The organism is Pectobacterium aroidearum, from assembly GCF_041228105.1.
Classification (GTDB): Bacteria; Pseudomonadota; Gammaproteobacteria; order Enterobacterales; family Enterobacteriaceae; genus Pectobacterium; species Pectobacterium aroidearum.
The window spans coordinates 1,971,117-1,989,544 of the sequence record NZ_CP166097.1; the positions used below are offsets into that span (position 1 = coordinate 1,971,117).

Here is an 18,428-nt window from a genome sequence, read left to right on the forward strand (position 1 = left end):
GCTTCTGCCCCGGGAAATGTCTATACTGGGCGCGGCTCGCTTATGCAGTCAGCTTCTTGCGCTGGCGCGCGCGAAACGCAGTAGACGTCAGTGGAATAGGGGACGACCACTTTCTGGGATCGTCACGAAGTGCGATGTGTTACTCGGTCTGTGGCCCCGGATCTGCTGGCCCTGACTTGGGGCTCAGGGTGATGGCCTCGATTCGGTAAGGGAGGATGCCAACGCTGCGTGCATTGACCCGGTAAGTCGTGCGCGGGTTGTTGTTCTCATCGGCCCAGTCGTCGCGCTCCACACGTCCGCCAACCACGACCCGCATGCCTTTCTGGAACAGTCCAGAGAATTGCTCCGCATCACGATGCCACCAGTCAACTGGCCGCCAGAAACCGCCACGATCTTCAAAGGCACCGCTCTTGCCGGGGACGGGGTTGTCGAAGTAGACGTTCAGACGCAACACCCGACGTGGTTCTTCGTTGCCGTTGGGGTACTCGTGGAATTCTGGCGCAGAGCCGATATTTCCCTCGCCACTGAAATGTGTACTCATGTCTATGACTCCTGTTTGATGTGAAATGCCCGTATTGGAAAGACAATGCCGGTTGAAACCGTCAACGGTGTTGTGCCGATGCCTGATGTTTCATGTGGTCTCCCCCTGTATGGGGCTGGTTTAGATCTGCCTGATGGCCTGTCCGGCGCAGATAAATATCGTCGGCATGGGCCACTTTGCTGGCGCAGTCCCTGGCCTGGCGTGCGAGTGTGTGCAACAGGCTAATCTGCATGTTCAGCACGGCACGCTGGACTTCTATTGCGTGTAAATCGCCGATGAGTCCGGGTGGCGTAGCCGGATTGGCCATCATCTTCTGCCACAGGGCTACGCCCATACTGCTGCGATCGAGGTTGCGCCAGCGCAGAAAGGTGGTGCCTGCGCCAGTGGTTTGCTGGGCCAGTTGCGTGGGTAGCAGGTTGAAGGGATGGCTGCGTGCCTGTGCCAGAACCTGTCGTTGCGCCAGCACGATCAGGTTGTCGCGCAGTGCCTCGCATTGGCTGGCCCAGACTTCGAGTGCCCCTTTACCTTTAAAAGGTTTTAAAAGGCCTTTTAGGTAGCCTGCATGTCCCAACTGCTGGAAGGCGGTCTGTTCCAGCAGGGTGAAACGTGTCGATGCGCTCATGCGTGGTCATCCTCGCTATCCTGTGCCTCTTCAGTTGGGTTTCCACTGGTGTTGGCATGGACATCAGCAGGTTCGTCTGCGTGTGAGGGTGTTTGATGTGTGGTGCCTGAATGCGCCATGTTCGTTTGTCCACGCCGGATCAAGGGTGGTGCGAAGCGTGAACGACGCGTGCCTTCGAGCACGTCCTGCGGCAGTTCTCCGTATTTTTCCACTGCGGCACGGGCTGCGGCATTGTTGGCAGCAAAGTCGTCGCGCCGGGTGCCGGAGTAGCGGTATTGCTGCGCCAGACTGAAGAGACTGCGCAGGGCATGGGCTCCGTCGTTGAGCCAGCGTTCAAGGGTTGAGCGGTCAATCAGTGCGGTGTGGTGGGCCAGGATCAGGCGGCGGGCAAGATCGTCGTAGTCGGCCAGTAAATAGACCGCCATAAAGCCCAGTTGCGAGGAGACGAATAGCGGCAGCTTGACGGGTTGCACATTCATGTTTTCACCAATACTCAGCGCGGGTGGTACGTCAGCCAGTGCTTGATCCACTTGTTGGCGCAAGTTCTGGAGCTGTTCTTTGGTGAGCGACAGCTTGTCTTCAATGCGCAGCATCCACCAGTCGGAGTAGGGATCGTCCTGCTCGGCACCGCGCTTGAGCTTGTTCATGATGGAGACAAATCCGTTCAGGCCGACGATGCCGGGTTTTCCTTCTGCGGCTGCGCGTCCGTGCCAGATACGCGACGCGTGGTGGGTATGCAGGGTCAGTGACATCGCACTGCGCAATGACCCCAGGTTCAATTGCAAGGATTCGGTGGCATTGTTTTCGTTGGACATGGTGATGACTCTCGGTAGTGAAACGAGTCGCCAGCTTCGGCTGTAACAGGAAGGCCGTCAGTCATGAAACCGCACTGCTGGTCAGCCTGTTTTGCGAAGCGCCTGACTGCCTGCGAGGGAAGGTTGTGTGTGCAGCTATACCCGGGGTATAGGCGACGGTGGACGTCAGTGGACGATATATGGCTATTTTTGTGTGAGTCGTGTGCGTCTCATCTGGAAGGCTGTGTGTGCAGCTATACCCAGGGTATAGACAACCATGGATGGTGATGGATAGGCCGACTCAGGGGGCATCCAGCAATTTGCGCAGTCGTGCCAGATGGGCCAGTGCGACATCTCTGTTCGCCGCAGGCGGCTGCGGTGGGATGGGGGCTTCACGTGGTTTGGTGGCGGGCGTTGTTTGTGTGTTGTCCTTCTGCCCAGCCCAGGCTCGGAAATCACCGCGCAGGGCTTTCTGGATGATGCCAAACAGATAGCCTGCGGGGTTGCGAATGGTGGTTGTCGTGCAGCGGGCATCCCATTCGTCAAGGACGGATTGGTGCAAACTGGGCTCAACCGACTGCAATGCGGCCAGCGCACCGGATTGCTGCTCAGCCTTGAGTGCCATAAAGCGCTCCGGGAAATGCAGCATCCCAAGTTCTTGCGCACGCGGTACTGTAAGTACTTTTTTATTATTTTCTTTTATATGTACTGTACTGATGTTCTTCGGATTCCGAAGTGGGTTGATTTTGCTGGCGCTCAGGCCTGATTTGGAATCCGAAGTCAGGTCGCCATTATTCCGAAGAGGGGGCGTTATCCCTTCTTCGGAATCGTGATCGTTCATATCCTGTGGGTAACGTGAATCCATGCGCCAGCCCTGTGCGGCCAGACGCTGTGTCAGCACCTGCAATCGGGTTGGCAGTACCTGGCCGCTGAGCATCGAATCCTGGGACATCTCCTGTAGCGTATACACACCGACACGTTGGACAGACTTGCTGGCATGGACCAGAGACTGGCTGACCAACGCCAGGTAGTCGGCGTCAAGCTGGATTGCCTCATAGGGAGTGAGCGGTTCATCGTGCAGGACATAGAGGTTGCCCAGAATGCGGCCTGTGCGTGAATCACGTCTGCGCCTGACCAGGCTGATCCATCGGGTCAGGCGCAGCATCGTCAGGGTGCGTGCGACCGTTTCGTGAGACGCTCTGGCCGCGCACGGCATGGAGGCAAGCCAGGGGGCGAGTTGATCGTACGTGGGCATCGCGGTAATACCATCCTCTGCAAGCATCAGCCGGAAAACTTGCCAGCCGTTGCGTTCAAGCGGGGTCAGCCGTCCGTCCATCAGTAGTGCCCGTGGCACACTGTCATGGTGATTGCCGCTGAAGAGGAAACCATCCGTTGCCGCAGGCGATGAGGCAGATTGAACCGGCTTCGCAGATTGCGGTTGCAGATGGGAGAAAGCCTGGTCGAACAGCTCATTCAGCCGGATGGGGCCGTTCGTGCGTGGCTGGCCTCCTGCCATCAGGTCTGTCCTTCATCAATCCATCCGCGTATGGCACTCCAGATAACGGACAAAGGCAGATCTGTAGCTTCGGCGAGATCTGCTGCGATACCCAGCATATCCATATCATCATTGAGTGCCACTTTCTGTGATTTAACTGCAGCAGACCAGCTGTGCCACAGATTGGTATCCTGCTCTTCGGTCAGAACCGGATGGCGGCCTTTCCTTTTTGGCAATCCGATCACACTGCGGCGCAACGCGATTTCCTGATGGGTGAGCCCGAAGAACTTACTGATAAGTTCGGTACTGGCCCCCAGGCGCAGAAGCCGGTCAATTCTGGCGACTTCTTCGGTTACACCATCGACCTGATGCAGTAGCCGACGCAGCACATCGCGGTTGACCACGACGGAGCACCAGGACACGTTGGCGTTGGCCAGCACACTTGCCATGGCAGGATGTTTCAGTGCATCGAGGTCAGTGTCATCAAATCCCATGGACTTGGCTCTGCGCAATTGACCATTGCGCAGATCATGCAGTGCTTGTGCGATGACAGCCTGATTGAGAGGGTGTGGACCGGTCATGGTTGTGCTCCTCATGATCCGGGAATGACGTCGCCGTCATCCTGTGTGCCGTTCTCAATGTCGATCAGCCTGCGGGTCAGCCGTAGCAATCGGAACAGCTTCACCAGTGCGCTGTCATTGAGCCGCTGTGGTGCATCGTTTGCGTCATTGCTTGCGTCCAGTATCCCCTGCAATAAATGCCCGAGTAGCCCAAACCGGATCGAAGACGCGGTATCTGAAAGCGGATGTGTGGCGTGCAGATAGGGGGCGCTCAGGGCGTGCAGCAGCGCCAGCACCATGGATGCTGACGTATCTGTGTTGACACGGTCATCGGCGCATTTGCAACTGAATCCGATGCCATTTTCGTAGGGCTCAATAGCATCTTGCGCACCGACTTCATGGGCGATTTCTGCGGCAAACTGCGCAATATGGGTGCGTAGTCGAGAAGGTTCATCCAGCGATGCCTCAATGTGCCAGATATCGGTGATCGGATACAGGCTATCGGCCTGGATAGGGATGGATTGCAAGACATTGCGTTCGAAGTCCGGCAGGGTCTCGCCAGTATGGCCGGCGACCAGCCGTTGAATCGACTGCAGCCGTTCGGTTGTGGCAGCAGGAGAAACAACATGCTGTTGCAGTAGCGCGGCATGCTCATCGTTTCCTGCCGCAGATTTGTCTTGTGAGGTGCGGCCAACAGGTTCAGACGGGGGCGATCCCGGTTGTGCAGACGCCTTGTCGGTCGTTGATGGTTCGATGTTCCTGGGCGACGTGGATTCCGATGTAACTCCGGGCGGCGTTACGGGTAATGGCGTCTTCTCTTGCAGCGTAGATGCCCCAGGTTCAGCCGATGGTGCTTCGTTGCTGAGTAACTGCCAACGCCGATCGGTGTCGGTGATCTCGAATGCCAGCGTGTCGTATTCCATCTCCAGCAGATCGGCCATTTGTCCAATCAACTCATCCTGTACGCGCTGGACACTGAAATTGCCCGGTGTGCTGTCGAACATCACCAACACATCCTGGAACAAGGTGGTGAAGTCGATGTGGTGGTGCGTGTTGGTGCTGCGAGCGGACCAGGCCCGTTCAGCAGCACGCCGCAGGCTGGTCAACTGCTCGACCTGATGCCTTCCCAGCCCGGCATAAAGCACGGTAGGGATGGCCGGAAGCAAGTATTGAATGGCCTCTTGCATGCGACTGATATGGGGCTGGGGTACTGGGTAGCCATCGGCCTTGAGGCGGCGGGCCAGCTCTGACTGTGACAGTGATTTCCCGGTCTCTTCTTCATAAAGCTCCCGTGCTTTATTGACGCCCAGGGCACGTTCAATAAATGACAGGCCACCGTGCAGCTCGTTCTCAGCCAGATGCCCTGTCAATGCGATGATTTCACCGCGTTCCGGCCATGGGCGGAACAGGCATGGAATGCGGAAAAAGCGTTCGTCCCTGGTCTCAGTCCAGAGCTCGCGCAGAATCGACAGTCTGGTATTGCCCCCGTTGCGAATGATATAGCCCTTTGCCCCTGGTCGCTGAGTGATGGAAGGCGGGGAGTCGAGTCCGCGCTCGCGTATTGAGGCTTTGATATCGTCGTAGAGCGGGTTGCGGGTCAGTCGTGGATCGAGTTCATAGGGTGACAATTCGTCGAGTGTGATAACCATCGCGGTTTCCGCAATAGGTGCGCTTAACACTCCGGTAATCGGTGCTTTGCTCGCGAAGCCTTCGCTCAGTAGCTTGTTGGTCAGGTCTTGTACGGAAATATCAGGCATGGCGGCCTCCCTTGTCAGGAGAGGATTGGTCAGTGGCAAACTGGTTCTGCGTACGTCGGAGCAAGGCGCGTGCATTGCGTCCGGCGCGGTAGTCGCTGGCCGTAGAACTGGTGAAAATAGGAGGCATGCCCGGTTTGGTGAACTTCAGATGCCCACCAGAGGTACGCACAACCTCCCAGCCTTCTTGCAGCGCGTATTCAATCAGCGGTAGTAACTGCTTGTGGCCTTTAGCCAGTTCACGGGCATTTGACATGGGCATGCCCTCCGCTGGTTTTTCCTGTGACCAGTGCGAACTGCTCACGCCACTGGGGCAGTAATTCGGTTGCCAGGCTGCACATGATTTCTCGCGCAGAGCGGGTCTGGCGACCGTAAGGCCTGGTACGCTCAACACGATGCGCTGGCAGACCGCGAGTCGCCGCACGGGGAAACGCTTCAATTGCTGGTATCTCGGTGTCCAGAATGTGGATGCCCGCTTGCTCCTGAAAAACCAGACGCAGGGTTTTCTGGATCATGCGGGCATTGGACGACACGGCTGGCACGCGATTGATCAGCAGGTGTAGAGGTGGGGGCGTAATGCCCAGATTACGGTAAGGTGCGATGTCCTCGACCAGTTGCAGGGTTCCCCGATGTAGCTCACGGGCAGTGAGTATTTCTGGCGTGACGGGTGAAATGGCCTGTTGTGATGCCAGTAATGCCATCTCCAGCAAGACTGTGCGTGCACCCTGCGTGTCAATGACAACGAGGTCGTAGTGTGGCTGGAACACAGGCAATAAGTTGCGCAGCCTCAGCCTGCCGTCTGGAGCGTGAAGTAGCAGTGTGTGCAACTGGCGATGTTCATCGTTGGATAGCACAACATCCAGACGCTCAATGGCGGTACGGGAGACAATTTTCCCCTGATCCTGTTCATTGAACGCCAGTAGTTCATAGATGCCGCCAGCGGCATGGTTGCTCAACTCATAGTAAGAGGACAGTGTGGGTTGCATGTCCAGATCGAGTAGGAGTACGCGGAATCCGGCATCGGCAACGAAACTTCCTAGGTTGGCAGCAATGGTTGTTTTACCCACGCCACCTTTTGTTGAAATAACAGAAATCACTTGCATGGTCTGCTCCTGGTAATTGGCGACTGGGAGCAGTCAGGCTCGTTCTTTGAGGCGATCAGTGATCCACTGATCAATTTCGGCAGAGTCCCATCCCACGGCGCGCACGCCAAGACGCAGCGCCTTGGGAAACTTTCCCTCTTTCATCAAGTTATAAATATGGGCTCTTTTAAAGCCGGTTTTGGCTTCAACTTCAGCTCGGCGCAGGATGCGACGCTCTGGAACGGGAACAGTGTTCTGTTGGAACATGACAGTCACTCCTTAATGCTTGGTAGCGCTTATTGAGGGTGACTGCCATTAAATAGACACCATCGATAAGCCACATCAAACAATAGGGACGAGCGGGTCACCGCTTTCTTGTCGCAACAAGCACGACCTTTGATTTAAACCAATATCTGCTTGCCCCAAAAGTGACAATATTGGTTATCACTTCCGACCAATAAAGCATGCATCTGATCAAACCTTTCAATGCATAAAAATGAGCAGCCAAAATATTTTGGTTGTTGTTTGTCTGTAGACGAAAAATGTCTGAGATTGATTTTTGTTGGATGTTGACACGCGCTTCAAGCCCTGGGAGCTATACGGGTTCGTTCACTAAAGCTGTGTGGCAAGGATTTTTATGCAATAGAAGGACTGTTTTTTGTCATGAAAGTGACAAAAACAGTCCTTTTGTTTCATTGTGGTGTCACAGTGTTCGGGTCGGTGGGGCGTGCGGCAAAGTTGGCATTTCTCCGATTGCGATAGCCCGGTTGATAAATCGAACCAGCTCTGCTGAGCGTTCTCTTTCTGCTGTTACGACAAACGTAGCTGTGCTGGGAATATTGTCTGCTACTTCGCGGATAATGACATTTGGATGGTTATAGAGAGCAATTTGGGATGCCAGCCCGAGACCGATTCCATAGCCTGCTGCAACTAACATGATCATGGGCTCATGCCCTGAAACATATTCGGCAATGTTTGGTGTAGGGAGTGACGGATTGCTGAACAAATGTCGAGTCAGGTTATATCCACCAGTGCACTGTTCGGGGTGGCAAAGCACTAGCGGATAGCGAAGTATCTCGGCGTCAGAGATTTTTTCTTGTGAGAGTAACGGGTGATGAGTTGGGATTGCAATGGCTGGGCGCTCAGTCCATACAACCTCTTTGAGATACCCCGGTATGATTGAATTATCGACAGTAAAACCAACATCGATTTGATCGTGACTGATTGCAAGTAACATCTCGCTGACGGTCATTTCCGTGATCCTAATCTCGGTGCTAGGTTCCTCCTCACGACAACGAGCGAGCAGTTTTGTCAGCCTTGGTGGAGCCAGGCTGTCTGCAAGTCCAATACGCAGCCGACCACGGTAGCCTTGCGAGGCTGAGTTAACCCGTGTTTGAGCGTTCTCTATAAAGGCAATGATGCGTTGAGCCTCTTCACGAAACACTTCGCCTGGCCAGGTCAGCCTGATACGTCCTTTGGACCGATGAAGCAGTTGTACCCCCAGATGGCTCTCCAGTTCCTTGATGGCTCGTGATAAAGGTGATGGTTCGATATGAACTCTGGCTGCAGCTCGGGTGAAACTTTGTTCTTCTGCAACGATCAGGAAATACCGCAGGTAGCGTATCCTCATATTTTCATACTCCTTTCTTTCCATTGGGTATTGATTCCTTTAGGAAGGTTCCGCCACGCGAATAGGACTCATTCATGTATTTTGGCTGTCTTTTGTGGGGCACTCCACGCTGAAATGCAGCCTCAATTGGTTGTGAGGGTGTAGGGCATTTCAATAGCTTGCTGAGCCGAGTTTTTCTTAGGGCAGGTGTGGAAAACGAGCAGATCAACCCGGCTGTGAAGCATCGCTAATGCTAAGGCTGCTTCTTATGGGGTTTTGTTCACACATTGCGTGTTTCTGTCTCTGGATGTAGTGGGGGGAACTGATGAGATCTGGCGCTTGCTTGTGGTTGGGGCCGCTTGGAAAACGGAAAATATCCTACGCGAAGCCTGCTTTTTGTACAGACTACTATCCACTAAGCGTAACTGTCCGGTATTTACCCTGTCCCAGCTTGAGGTTTGTTCGCCAGACGTAATCCCCGCTCAGATTTATGTACTCCCATCCCAGTAGGGACAGATGAGCAATAAATTCTTTATTTACCGGGAGTCCTTTTCGCTTCAGAGAATCTATGGCTCTTTCTATATATACAGTATTCCACAGTGGGATCGCCGCAGTCAGCAATGTCAGACCGCTAGCCTTGGTTTTCCAAGCCCCGATCTTTGATTTCCCCCAATCGGTGCATAAAGACGCTTCGCGCAAGGGCATTGTGTGCCTCACCTTTATTCAACCCTGCCTGAACTCGTCGACGCAGTGAAGGATCTCGGAACCAGTCCAGCATAAATAATGACCTTTCGATGCGGCCTCTCCCCCCAGAGATTTACTATAGCGACAGACATTCAGATTTATTTCTGCGATCCTCAATCTCCCTAGCAACGTGGCTCAAATGAAAATACGAACAGATTGCTCAGACAATATTTTCCAAAAGGAACTGACTTATCAGTTCACAGCCAGCAAAGACTTATCAGTGTTGCCAGACAGCTCAACGAAAGACCGAGAAAAACGCTAGACTATGAACCACCCGCAGAGCGGTTCAATAAGTGTGTTGCATCCATCGGTTGAACTCACAGCCATAAGCAGACATCTGGTAATTAATTTGAGAACAGCTGGGCATAAAATTCTCTACCTTAGATAACGTACGAAAGCAGAAGCGTACATCCCAGCGCTACTACTGATGCAATAAGCGTGGCCGAGGTATAGTAACGGAACGTTTCACTGAGCGTTGCGCCACAATATTGTTTAACAAGCCAGAATAATGAGTCAGTAACGATAGTGCAGCCAATCGCGCCTGATCCGATGGCTATCGCCATAATTTCAGGGCTCACGCCAGGGTACATTGGCAGCATGGGGCCCACGATGCCGGTTGCCCCCATCATGGCAACGGTTGCCGATCCTACGGCCGCGTGAAGAATCAGCGCAATTAACCAGGCCAGCACTAACGGGTGCATATGAAGGTTTGAAAGAATATCAGCAAGCGCTTGTGCAAGACCGCTCTCTTTGAGAACACCGTTAAAAGCGCCTCCTGCCCCGATGATTAACAGAATATTTGCGATTGAGCCGAAGCAGTTTTCTGTACTGGTCAGCAACGTTCCCATACTCTCGTTGCGACGCAGGCCAAGCGTGTAGTAAGCCACAAGTACAGCAATAAACAGGGCGGTGATAGGATTCCCAATGAAGGACATGATGCGCATTGCACCACCTTCAGCCGGAAGATAAATTTCGGCAAGGGTTTTAATCAGCATCAATCCGATGGGCAGCATCACCGCAAAAAGCGATGTGCTTAGCGAAGGGAGCGTGTGCTCTTCGCGCAGGACGAGGCCAGAAAATGCCTCTGGCACCGGCTTGAACGGGACTTTTTTTCCAAGAAACCTCAGGAACAGGCATCCACCGACCAGCGAGGCCGCCAGGCCGACGAGTAAACCGTAAACGATCACCGTACCGACATCTGCGCCAAGCTTGTTTGTGACGAAAAGTGCAGCAGGGTGAGGCGGAACGACACAGTGTACGGCCATCAGCGCGGTACAAAGCGGAATGGCAAGCTTAAGCAAAGATGCGTTTGTTTTGCGTGCCACCGAGAATGCCAGCGGGATCAGCAGCACCACGCCCACCTCCACAAACAGCGTTATACCGCATATCAGGCCGACCAGCACCATAATGACATCGGCTGACAGCCAGCGGCTTTTCTCAAGGGTGAGACCAATCCGTTCTGCTGCCCCCGATATCTCCATCATTTTTCCCAGGATGGTTCCCAGCCCAATCACTGCCGCGAGAAAGCCCAGCGTTCCGCCAATACCGTTTTCGATAGCGGCTACCATATTCCGGGGATCCATTCCCGTCAGCGTGCCGACAAAGAAGCTTGCCAACAGAAGCGCAAGGAAGGGGTGCAGCCGGTATTTAACGATGGTGACCACAATAATAATTATGCTGAGCAGCAGTACGGTTACAGTCCAGAACGGGGTCATCATAATAGTTTCCTGACATGATTATTGTCCCGTCATTGGATAAAAAATGACATGCTTTGACAAACGATGAATTGTTGCTTTAACGTGAGTCATATTGCATTAAAGGCGTGATCTCTGTCATTTACTATCATAGTAAGTGCTTATAATGCGATTTTATTCATGTGTAATGCCATGATGTGGTTGCTCAAAAAAAGGAAGGTGGCGTAATGAATGGTATTGAAAAGCTGATAAGAAACCGTCCACTCACCGGCGCACAGCTTTCCCGTATGTATACGTTTGAAACCGCCGCGCGGCATGAGTCGTTTGCGCTGGCTGCAGAAGAGCTTTCGCTGAGCCCCAGCGCCATCAGTCACCAGATTAACCAACTGGAACAGGAACTGGGGATCCAGCTGTTTGCGCGCTCCCACCGCAAAGTTTCCCTGACGACAGAAGGCAGGAGAGTATTCTGGACGGTAAAAGCTTCACTGGACGCCCTCAATCGCGAGCTGCTTGATATCAAGAATCAGGAACTGTCAGGCACCCTTACTATCTACTCCCGTCCCTCGATCGCGCAGTGCTGGCTCGTCCCCGCCCTGGGGGACTTTGCACGACAATATCCCGCCATCGCGCTGAATATCCTGACCGGCAATGAGTCCGTTAATTTTCAGCAGGGGGGCATCGATCTGGCTATTTACTACGATGACATGACTCCCGGGAACCTCGCACAGCATTTTCTAATGGATGAATCCATTCTGCCGGTCTGCAGCCCCGACTATGCCCGGTGGTTTAACCTGTCTGATAATCCTGCGGCCCTTAATCTCTGCACCCTGCTGCACGACAGGCAGGCTTGGAGCTGTGATTCAGGGCACGGTGAGTGGGACAACTGGGCGGACAGCTTTGGCATAACGCTGCCGGAAGCGGCAGGCATGAGCTTTGACCGTTCAGATCTGGCCGTTATTGCAGCTATTAATCACGTTGGGCTGGCAATGGGACGTCGCCGTCTCGTACAGAACCGTCTTGATCGTGGAGAACTCGTCTCCCCGTTTGGTGCAATGACGAAAAAATGCGAGCAGCATTATTATGTCTCTACGCTTTCAAACCGCCAGTGGCCCAAGATCGAGGCATTCATTGCATGGCTTAAGTCCCGGACATAGTTTTCAGCTGTTTTGCTCTGCGTCAGCCGTTTCTTTAAGCCATCGGGTGAAGGCTTTTACTTTGGGCCACCGCCTGTCGGCGTGCGTGCTGATATAGTAGCGCTGGCTGCATTTCAACTCTAATTCCGGAAAGGGCATTATCAGTTCACCTGTGTCAAACTTATGCCTGAGCAACCGCTTGCTCGGCCTGATCGAACTGAGCCTGCGCTGAGGAAATATCGACACCATAATGCTGCGCCCAGAGTTTCCATTCGTCATCGCCTGAATCGGTGCTCCAGGCTTTCCTGTCGTGAAGCAGATGACAGGAAGCAAGGTTTTCCGGCTGCCCCGCGAGCTGCCAGTGCCGGGCATACTCCGGACTGCATACCGGAATAATGATTTCGTCCATCAGGTGCTCCTGATGAAAACGGCCGTGACTGGCATCGTCAAAGCTTACAGACAGATCCACGCCCATACCGGTGCAAATCGATATCCTCGTTCCCCGTGTAAATCACCAGATCAATAAGCGGATACGGCCGAGCCAGGACTGCGCAAATAATGGTCTACAGTAAACGGTCAGACGCCCGCTGACCCCTCATTTTTGATGCCTAGCAGATCCTTATTCAAATAGTCCAGTGATGTGCTCATCGCGGCAAAAATTCGCTCACCTTCTGCGGTCAGCTCAACTTTACGGTGCGAAGGGCTGAGCAACCTCATTCCCAGCTCTCTTTCACGCTGGTTTATCCGGTGACTGACCGCACTCGGCGTCAGGGAAAGCTCGGCTGCAGCTTCTGAGAACGACGCGCACCTGGCCGCGACTTCGAAGGTATAAAGCCTGTCCAACTGACCTCCGTTAATTTCATGCAACCGATTTCCCATTCGCAATACCTCCGCTCAGCGTTTATCTGAAAATTATACCGATAACATCATGAATAAATGGGATTATATTAGAAATTAATGATGCCCATTTTATCTGTACAAATCCGATCGGAAGCCGCGCTTTGTGTTAAATGAGTTCATGTGAAGATGAAAATCCATCGTTTGTCAGCGCACCGGGGGTGTTATGTAATTGCGCCCGGAATACAAATCGCGTATTTCAAACAAAAGGTCTGTCAGTATGGCCCTCTACTTTGTATTTCTGCTAACACTGGTGCCCGTCCTGACGCTTGCTACCGGTGTTGCCGCTTTGATTTTGCTTTATTCCCTCGCGATCAATGCAGGGCTGAAGTTTAAATCTTAAAAATGGACTGATTAACAGGGACGTTTTACAACCGCCTCCACCGCTGCCTGAAACGCTTTTCAGTCTGAATAAGGAGTGCGGGGAAAAAACGCACTGTAGCCCACGTACCCGAACCACAGTTGAGAGTGCACCATGACCGAATTCAATAAAGACATTCTTTCATTGCCTGTCGTTACCGAGCTGCAGTCCCTGCGCGCTACATTCTGGCTGAATCCTGGAGTCAAAACGGCTGAAGAAGGCCTTAAGCGCGTTGGACTGACGATTGCTGATACTGAGGATGCCGAAGCCCGGCTGCAACGCTTCGCGCCGCTGCTTGCAAAGGCCTTTCCTGAGACGGCCGCGACTGCTGGTATCATCGAGTCTGACATGATCCGGGCACCTCACATGCAGGCTGAGCTCGAAAAGGCAGGCGCAATACAGGGTAACCTCTGGATTAAAAAAGACAGCCATCTTCCTATTTCCGGTTCGATAAAGGCGCGGGGCGGCATTTATGAAGTACTGGCCCACGCTGAAAAACTGGCTCTCGAAGCCGGCCTGCTCACCACGACGGATGATTATGCCGTACTGCTCTCTTCTGAGTTCCAGCAGTTTTTCAGCCAGCATAAGATAGCCGTCGGCTCTACGGGCAATCTCGGGCTTTCCATTGGCATCATGAGTGCCAGGCTAGGCTTGCACGTGACCGTGCATATGTCTGCAGACGCACGCCAGTGGAAAAAAGATAGACTCCGTTCGCACGGAGTGGAAGTCATGGAATACGAGCAGGATTACGGCGTTGCCGTCGAACTGGGGCGCAAGGCTGCGGAGTCCGATCCCGCCTGCTTTTTTATTGATGATGAGAATTCCCGGACGCTGTTCCTCGGCTATTCCGTGGCCGGGCTGCGACTACGCAGCCAGCTGCAGGCGAAGGGCATTACCGTGGACGCCAGTCATCCCCTGTTTGTATACCTGCCCTGTGGCGTAGGCGGAGGACCGGGCGGCGTTGCGTTCGGCCTGAAGCTTGCCTTCGGAGATCACGTGCACTGCTTTTTTGCAGAGCCCACGCACTCGCCCTGCATGTTGCTGGGCATGAGTACCGGCCTGCACGACGCCATTTCGGTACAGGACATCGGGATTGATAACAGGACTGCAGCAGATGGTCTCGCAGTCGGTCGCGCGTCCGGATTTGTCGGCCGGGCAATGGAACAGCTTATCGATGGCTGCTATACGCTGAGCGATGAGTTGATGTATGACTATCTCGCTATGCTGGACCGTACGGAAGGCCTGCGGCTCGAACCCTCGGCGCTGGCCGGTATGAGTGGACCCCAGTATGTCACGTCGAATATTTCTTATCAGAAACGCCTTGGGCTTTCCGTGACCGCTATGGCTGATGCCACCCATCTGGTCTGGGCAACTGGTGGCGGGATGGTGCCTGAGAAAGAAATGCAGCAGTACCTTGCGAAAGGAAAGCGCTGAGGACCGGCACACGCCTTACCTGTATCCGGGTTTTCATATCCGAACCAGCCCCGGCGCTACGGCTTATCGCTGCGCCAGCACTGATTATTTAACTGTTAAACGGTACGATGAAACCCGATCCCCGCAAAAAATCCCGCTCCACAAAGATTATCCCTCTGATACTCCTGTCTCTGGTACTGGCCGCTGGCGGCATAGGTTTCCTGTATGTTTTTTCACTGGCAAAACAGATTGATGAAGATATTGAGCAGCGTCTCGGTAACGGCATGTGGGATATGCCCGCTCAGGTATACAGCAAGTCATGAGTACTGAGTCAGGGCGATTCGCTTTCCCTAGATACTCTGGTGAGGATACTGAAAAGCACGCGATATCAGGAAAGCGCCTCTCCCGACGCTCCCGATGAGTACAGCCTGAAGGCGGGACGGGGTTGTGATTTACCGGCGTGAGTTTGCCTACACCGATCATGCCGCAGCGTCGGCCGCTATCGCGTCACGTTCAGGGACGGAAAAATTGCGCGATTGTTGCTGGTAGCGATCACCGCACCGAAAACACGCTCAAAATTGAACCACGACTGGTATCAATGATGTATTCGGCGGGGGGGGAGCAGCACATTTTCAGACCGCTTGTCAGCTATTCTGAGACGCTTATCAGCATGCTCATTGCAACAGAGGACCACAGCTTCTGGCAGCACCACGGGATAAATCTGACTGTGATCGCCCGCGCGTTTTTCAATAATCTTCGCGCGGGACGCACAGTTGAGGGCGGCAGCACCATCACCCAGCAGGTGGTCAAAAACCTTTTTCTTTCGCGGGACAAAACCTACAGCAGGAAGATCCGCGAAATTCTGATGCGTTTATTCTTGAGAGAAAATTCAGCAAGGACCGCATCCTTGAGCTCTATCTGAATGAGGTTCACATCGGTCAGGACGGTTCCCAGGGCATTTACGGCTTCCCTCTTGCCAGCACCTACTATTTTGGCCAGCAGGTGAACGCGCTGACGCTGGCGCAGCAGGCCATGCTGATCGGCATGGCGAAAGGCGCTTCGCTTTACAATCCCTGAAAACGCCCTTGCACGGCGTAAAGTCGTTCTGGGGGCTGCCCAAGCAGCAGCCGCCATTTATGAAAAGGCGCGTCAACTTGCTCTGAAAAGTGAACTGCGCGTACAGCAGAAAGGCACCGTTTTTATCCAGCATCCGGTATTCATGAGCCTGCTGAAGAAAGAAATACGTAACAGCAAGGAGCTGGATATGAACGGCCTTTCAGGAGCCCGCATTTTTTCAATCTTTGATCCTGTTGCGCAGGACTATGCCGAAAAGACCGTGACAGAAACCGTCCCCTAGCTCGCGAAAAAATCCGGTAATCAAGACCTGCAGGTGGCGCTGATTGTGGCTGAGAGTCAGAGCGGCAATATTTCAGCGATTGTCGGTGATCGCAACGTTGACTACAACGGATTCAACGGCGCAAAAGACTCCAACTGGCAGATAGGTTCGCTGGTGAAACCGTTTGTCTACCTCTTCGCACTTCAGATACCCGAGCTGTAGGGGCTAAACACCTGGCTCGAAGATGAGCCGGTAAAGATTGGGACAGGCAAAGGCCAGTACTGGTCCCCCGCAACTATAACCGGACCTACAGCGGCAGGGTCATGCTTGTCGATGCGCTTGCTCACTCGGTTACCCAAATGTCATAGGGCAAATCCTCCCTGAAAGTCCCTAATGTTATCACCTATTTGTCATGGGCATAACGGTCATAACCTAAATGTCATGAGTTAGATCGCCATAAGGGCATGCAGTACATTGTCTCGGTGCCGAAGCTATATACTACATGACTGCGTAACGTTTTTTAGGTGTGATTCGTCGATTGAACCAAGAACAAATAACGCGCTTAGCGTAGGATATTTCGGCTTTCCAAGCTGCCCCTGGTAGGTTGCAGCATTGTCACTTGACGGGGCTATGGCTTGGAGCCCTTATCTGAAAGGCTTTGTGAAGCCTTCTTGTCTATGTTCGGTGGATGTTGTTGTACATGTACGACGCTGTATGGAAAAAATTCAGGTTCCGACTTGCCAAGATTTAAGTTCTAGTCCATAATGCTGTCCATCCTATCTAGGGATGTCGGGAAATTCTTTCTAAAACAAAGAGATAACGGGTGGATTTCAGACTCGTTTCCCGCTCCAATTTAAAGCATCGGCAATAGCGGATGTTGGTCTTAAGACCTAAATATTCTGGCGCGTTAACAAAGCGGTTATGTAGCGGATTGCAAATCCGTCTAGTCCGGTTCGACTCCGGAACGCGCCTCCAATATTTAAGCCCGGGTGGTGAAATCGGTAGACACAAGGGATTTAAAATCCCTCGGCGTTCGCGCTGTGCGGGTTCAAGTCCCGCCCCGGGCACCATTGATTTAAAAAGAATTAAAACAAGCACTTATGTGCAATGTCGCAGACCGCCGAAAGGCGGTTTTTTTGTGCCTGAAAAACGCTTTCCTAATATGATTTTTTGTCAGTGCTAGGCCGGCACGACTTTGACCTTTTATTCTGACTATCAATCATCGGAGTTTTGCGGCAGATATCATGTCGTCTTGCTGATAGTCAGGAGCTTACTATTTCCTGTTTTTCGGCTAATCGCTCTTATCTAAAAAGGCTGCTGCTTTCCTCTACATAATGTAACGGGCTATAAGCGTCAATGACGCTAAGATGTCACCCGTATCGCTTTAACTGGCTCGTTTGCTGCCATTACGCGAGCTGCTGGTCTTGCTCCGCCATCTCTTTTATACGCTCTTGTACTTTGAGGCCTAACGCCATGCGTTCTTCTAACGGCATTGCCTCATATTGCTCCTTGGATATTCCCATGGATGCAAGTACGGAGAAAAATAATCTTTCTTCATGAGACATAGAGACCCAGTCCATAAATTCTTGCGCTGCTTTTGAACGCTGAGGTTCAACTTTAGCGCTGGGCTCGTGTCTGGAGATCTGTCCGCTTTCCTTTGCCTTCTCAAGTGCCATTTTGAAAGTATCTTCATCTGGCACAATAGCGTGCTTGCTGGCCTGGGCAAATAAAGAATTAGCCCCCTGGATATCCGATGCGATCATATGAATTCTCCGTAGTTAGACAGGATAGATACTCACATGAATTGAAGGGATGTTATCGAAAAGATACCACCTGGATATATGTTTAATTCACATGATGAGTTGTGATGCTGGAAGGCGACTGAGAGCGGAAATGGCAAATTGATATGGCGCAACGCGACACCTTACATCGCCGTTAAGAAACGGCGACAAATACCGAAGATGTGATGGTTACATTTTCATCTATCTGATTTTTCGGCATAAAAATTTATCTTTTATCACGCCATCAAAGAAACGACCTTTAGAGACGACAGCATCAGACATAAATTTTTTATAGATAGATTCAGGCACGCCAACATATTGATAGATCTCTTTATTATGAAATTCTATCTCAAGGCTGTGCGTTTTTGTATCGTACCCAATCGAATGAATTCGTGACGATGAAACCTGCTGTCGCTGCAATGCTCATTCCTCCCCTGCATAAAATAAGTTCAAACTATCAAAGATTCACTACATGATGCATTGTCGACGATCATGCTTATTTATTGAATATGTATCAAATTTTTGGCGGGTTGGTTAGTAAAATCGGTAGTTTATCGTTTTTATGCTGTGAATTTGTTCAGTTGAGGGGGGCACGGCTTGCTTAGAGGAGGA

The 18,428-nt window shown here is 52.6% G+C and carries 18 protein-coding genes, 2 tRNA genes and 4 pseudogenes; 9 read left to right on the forward strand and 15 right to left on the reverse strand.

Annotation, left to right across the window (positions count from 1 at the left end):
- Nucleotides 1-139: 139 nt before the first annotated feature.
- From AB8809_RS09050 to AB8809_RS09100, 11 genes and pseudogenes are all read right to left on the reverse strand, one after another.
- Nucleotides 140-541, reverse strand: a complete 402-nt coding sequence (locus tag AB8809_RS09050; protein WP_129706999.1) for a single-stranded DNA-binding protein — start codon at nt 539-541, stop codon at nt 140-142.
- Between the two features lie 61 nt (nt 542-602).
- Nucleotides 603-1,163: a DUF3158 family protein gene (locus tag AB8809_RS09055; RefSeq protein ID WP_129706997.1), complete on the reverse strand. Its 561-nt coding sequence runs from the start codon at nt 1,161-1,163 to the stop codon at nt 603-605.
- Complete coding sequence (locus AB8809_RS09060) at nt 1,160-1,978, reverse strand: PFL_4669 family integrating conjugative element protein (protein WP_129706995.1); 819 nt, start codon at nt 1,976-1,978, stop codon at nt 1,160-1,162. Before AB8809_RS09060 ends, AB8809_RS09055 begins: the two co-directional genes overlap by 4 nt.
- 280 nt (nt 1,979-2,258) lie before the next feature.
- Complete coding sequence (locus AB8809_RS09065) at nt 2,259-3,473, reverse strand: STY4528 family pathogenicity island replication protein (protein ID WP_129706993.1); 1,215 nt, start codon at nt 3,471-3,473, stop codon at nt 2,259-2,261.
- The gene (locus tag AB8809_RS09070; protein WP_103182579.1) at nt 3,473-4,033 is read right to left on the reverse strand and encodes a DUF2857 domain-containing protein; all 561 of its coding nucleotides are present in this window, start codon (nt 4,031-4,033) and stop codon (nt 3,473-3,475) included. Before AB8809_RS09070 ends, AB8809_RS09065 begins: the two co-directional genes overlap by 1 nt.
- An 11-nt stretch (nt 4,034-4,044) precedes the next feature.
- Complete coding sequence (locus tag AB8809_RS09075) at nt 4,045-5,769, reverse strand: ParB family protein (protein ID WP_129712300.1); 1,725 nt, start codon at nt 5,767-5,769, stop codon at nt 4,045-4,047.
- A complete protein-coding gene (locus AB8809_RS09080; RefSeq protein ID WP_044202821.1) occupies nt 5,762-6,022 on the reverse strand; it encodes a type II toxin-antitoxin system HicA family toxin in 261 nt (86 codons plus the stop codon). The genes AB8809_RS09075 and AB8809_RS09080 overlap by 8 nt, the downstream gene beginning before the upstream one ends.
- Nucleotides 6,006-6,869 (reverse strand): ParA family protein, encoded by an 864-nt coding sequence (locus tag AB8809_RS09085; protein ID WP_129706989.1) that lies wholly within the window; start codon nt 6,867-6,869, stop codon nt 6,006-6,008. The genes AB8809_RS09080 and AB8809_RS09085 overlap by 17 nt, the downstream gene beginning before the upstream one ends.
- 33 nt (nt 6,870-6,902) lie before the next feature.
- The gene (locus AB8809_RS09090) at nt 6,903-7,115 is read right to left on the reverse strand and encodes an AlpA family transcriptional regulator (RefSeq protein WP_039325633.1); all 213 of its coding nucleotides are present in this window, start codon (nt 7,113-7,115) and stop codon (nt 6,903-6,905) included.
- A 436-nt stretch (nt 7,116-7,551) separates the two neighbouring features.
- Nucleotides 7,552-8,502 carry a LysR family transcriptional regulator gene (locus AB8809_RS09095; protein WP_242451645.1) on the reverse strand — a complete coding sequence of 317 codons (951 nt, stop codon included), beginning with the start codon at nt 8,500-8,502 and terminating at the stop codon, nt 7,552-7,554.
- A gap of 221 nt (nt 8,503-8,723) precedes the next feature.
- Nucleotides 8,724-9,259: pseudogene (locus tag AB8809_RS09100) on the reverse strand (Tn3 family transposase); the annotation flags it as partial.
- Between the two features lie 11 nt (nt 9,260-9,270).
- On the opposite strand from AB8809_RS09100, the pseudogene AB8809_RS09105 reads away from it, so the two are divergent.
- Nucleotides 9,271-9,516 (forward strand): annotated as a pseudogene (locus tag AB8809_RS09105) (IS30 family transposase); the annotation flags it as partial.
- A 65-nt stretch (nt 9,517-9,581) separates the two neighbouring features.
- On the opposite strand, the gene dsdX reads toward AB8809_RS09105, so the two are convergent.
- The gene (gene dsdX / locus AB8809_RS09110; protein WP_129706987.1) at nt 9,582-10,919 is read right to left on the reverse strand and encodes a D-serine transporter DsdX; all 1,338 of its coding nucleotides are present in this window, start codon (nt 10,917-10,919) and stop codon (nt 9,582-9,584) included.
- A 203-nt stretch (nt 10,920-11,122) separates the two neighbouring features.
- Here dsdX and dsdC (AB8809_RS09115) point away from each other — a divergent pair, with 203 nt between their 5' ends.
- Nucleotides 11,123-12,049, forward strand: coding sequence for a DNA-binding transcriptional regulator DsdC (gene dsdC / locus AB8809_RS09115; protein ID WP_129706985.1), 927 nt, complete (start codon nt 11,123-11,125; stop codon nt 12,047-12,049).
- Between the two features lie 3 nt (nt 12,050-12,052).
- On the opposite strand, the pseudogene dsdC (AB8809_RS09120) reads toward dsdC (AB8809_RS09115), so the two are convergent.
- Nucleotides 12,053-12,907: pseudogene (gene dsdC / locus AB8809_RS09120) on the reverse strand (DNA-binding transcriptional regulator DsdC).
- 493 nt (nt 12,908-13,400) lie between these two features.
- On the opposite strand from dsdC (AB8809_RS09120), the gene AB8809_RS09125 reads away from it, so the two are divergent.
- From AB8809_RS09125 to AB8809_RS09155, 7 genes and pseudogenes are all read left to right on the forward strand, one after another.
- On the forward strand, nt 13,401-14,720 hold the full coding sequence (locus AB8809_RS09125) for a D-serine ammonia-lyase (RefSeq protein ID WP_129706983.1): 1,320 nt from the start codon (nt 13,401-13,403) through the stop codon (nt 14,718-14,720).
- 107 nt (nt 14,721-14,827) lie between these two features.
- Complete coding sequence (locus tag AB8809_RS09130) at nt 14,828-15,022, forward strand: hypothetical protein (RefSeq protein ID WP_129706981.1); 195 nt, start codon at nt 14,828-14,830, stop codon at nt 15,020-15,022.
- Nucleotides 15,023-15,369: 347 nt separating this feature from the next.
- Nucleotides 15,370-15,776, forward strand: a pseudogene (locus AB8809_RS09135) (transglycosylase domain-containing protein).
- A 142-nt stretch (nt 15,777-15,918) separates the two neighbouring features.
- Entirely contained in the window at nt 15,919-16,056 is a 138-nt protein-coding gene (locus AB8809_RS09140) for a hypothetical protein (protein WP_165345982.1), read from the forward strand.
- A gap of 45 nt (nt 16,057-16,101) precedes the next feature.
- On the forward strand, nt 16,102-16,257 hold the full coding sequence (locus tag AB8809_RS09145) for a hypothetical protein (RefSeq protein WP_165325039.1): 156 nt from the start codon (nt 16,102-16,104) through the stop codon (nt 16,255-16,257).
- 679 nt (nt 16,258-16,936) lie between these two features.
- Nucleotides 16,937-17,010, forward strand: a tRNA-Cys gene (locus AB8809_RS09150).
- Between the two features lie 8 nt (nt 17,011-17,018).
- Nucleotides 17,019-17,105: transfer RNA gene (locus AB8809_RS09155), tRNA-Leu, on the forward strand.
- A gap of 336 nt (nt 17,106-17,441) precedes the next feature.
- Here AB8809_RS09155 and AB8809_RS09160 read toward each other — a convergent pair.
- Both AB8809_RS09160 and AB8809_RS09165 read right to left on the reverse strand, forming a co-directional pair.
- Complete coding sequence (locus AB8809_RS09160; protein ID WP_349856128.1) at nt 17,442-17,798, reverse strand: hypothetical protein; 357 nt, start codon at nt 17,796-17,798, stop codon at nt 17,442-17,444.
- Between the two features lie 219 nt (nt 17,799-18,017).
- Complete coding sequence (locus AB8809_RS09165; RefSeq protein WP_180777774.1) at nt 18,018-18,236, reverse strand: KTSC domain-containing protein; 219 nt, start codon at nt 18,234-18,236, stop codon at nt 18,018-18,020.
- Nucleotides 18,237-18,428: the final 192 nt, after the last annotated feature.

Excerpts from the sequence above, each read along its gene's own strand:
- AB8809_RS09050 (WP_129706999.1), bottom strand. The coding sequence starts at position 541 with ATGAGTACACATTTCAGTGGCGAGGGAAATATCGGCTCTGCGCCAGAA.
- AB8809_RS09055 (WP_129706997.1), bottom strand. The coding sequence starts at position 1,163 with ATGAGCGCATCGACACGTTTCACCCTGCTGGAACAGACCGCCTTCCAG.
- AB8809_RS09060 (WP_129706995.1), bottom strand. The coding sequence starts at position 1,978 with ATGTCCAACGAAAACAATGCCACCGAATCCTTGCAATTGAACCTGGGG.
- AB8809_RS09065 (WP_129706993.1), bottom strand. The coding sequence starts at position 3,473 with ATGGCAGGAGGCCAGCCACGCACGAACGGCCCCATCCGGCTGAATGAG.
- AB8809_RS09070 (WP_103182579.1), bottom strand. The coding sequence starts at position 4,033 with ATGACCGGTCCACACCCTCTCAATCAGGCTGTCATCGCACAAGCACTG.
- AB8809_RS09075 (WP_129712300.1), bottom strand. The coding sequence starts at position 5,769 with ATGCCTGATATTTCCGTACAAGACCTGACCAACAAGCTACTGAGCGAA.
- AB8809_RS09080 (WP_044202821.1), bottom strand. The coding sequence starts at position 6,022 with ATGTCAAATGCCCGTGAACTGGCTAAAGGCCACAAGCAGTTACTACCG.
- AB8809_RS09085 (WP_129706989.1), bottom strand. The coding sequence starts at position 6,869 with ATGCAAGTGATTTCTGTTATTTCAACAAAAGGTGGCGTGGGTAAAACA.
- AB8809_RS09090 (WP_039325633.1), bottom strand. The coding sequence starts at position 7,115 with ATGTTCCAACAGAACACTGTTCCCGTTCCAGAGCGTCGCATCCTGCGC.
- AB8809_RS09095 (WP_242451645.1), bottom strand. The coding sequence starts at position 8,502 with ATGGAAAGAAAGGAGTATGAAAATATGAGGATACGCTACCTGCGGTAT.
- dsdX (WP_129706987.1), bottom strand. The coding sequence starts at position 10,919 with ATGATGACCCCGTTCTGGACTGTAACCGTACTGCTGCTCAGCATAATT.
- dsdC (WP_129706985.1), top strand. The coding sequence starts at position 11,123 with ATGAATGGTATTGAAAAGCTGATAAGAAACCGTCCACTCACCGGCGCA.
- AB8809_RS09125 (WP_129706983.1), top strand. The coding sequence starts at position 13,401 with ATGACCGAATTCAATAAAGACATTCTTTCATTGCCTGTCGTTACCGAG.
- AB8809_RS09130 (WP_129706981.1), top strand. The coding sequence starts at position 14,828 with ATGAAACCCGATCCCCGCAAAAAATCCCGCTCCACAAAGATTATCCCT.
- AB8809_RS09140 (WP_165345982.1), top strand. The coding sequence starts at position 15,919 with ATGAGCCTGCTGAAGAAAGAAATACGTAACAGCAAGGAGCTGGATATG.
- AB8809_RS09160 (WP_349856128.1), bottom strand. The coding sequence starts at position 17,798 with ATGATCGCATCGGATATCCAGGGGGCTAATTCTTTATTTGCCCAGGCC.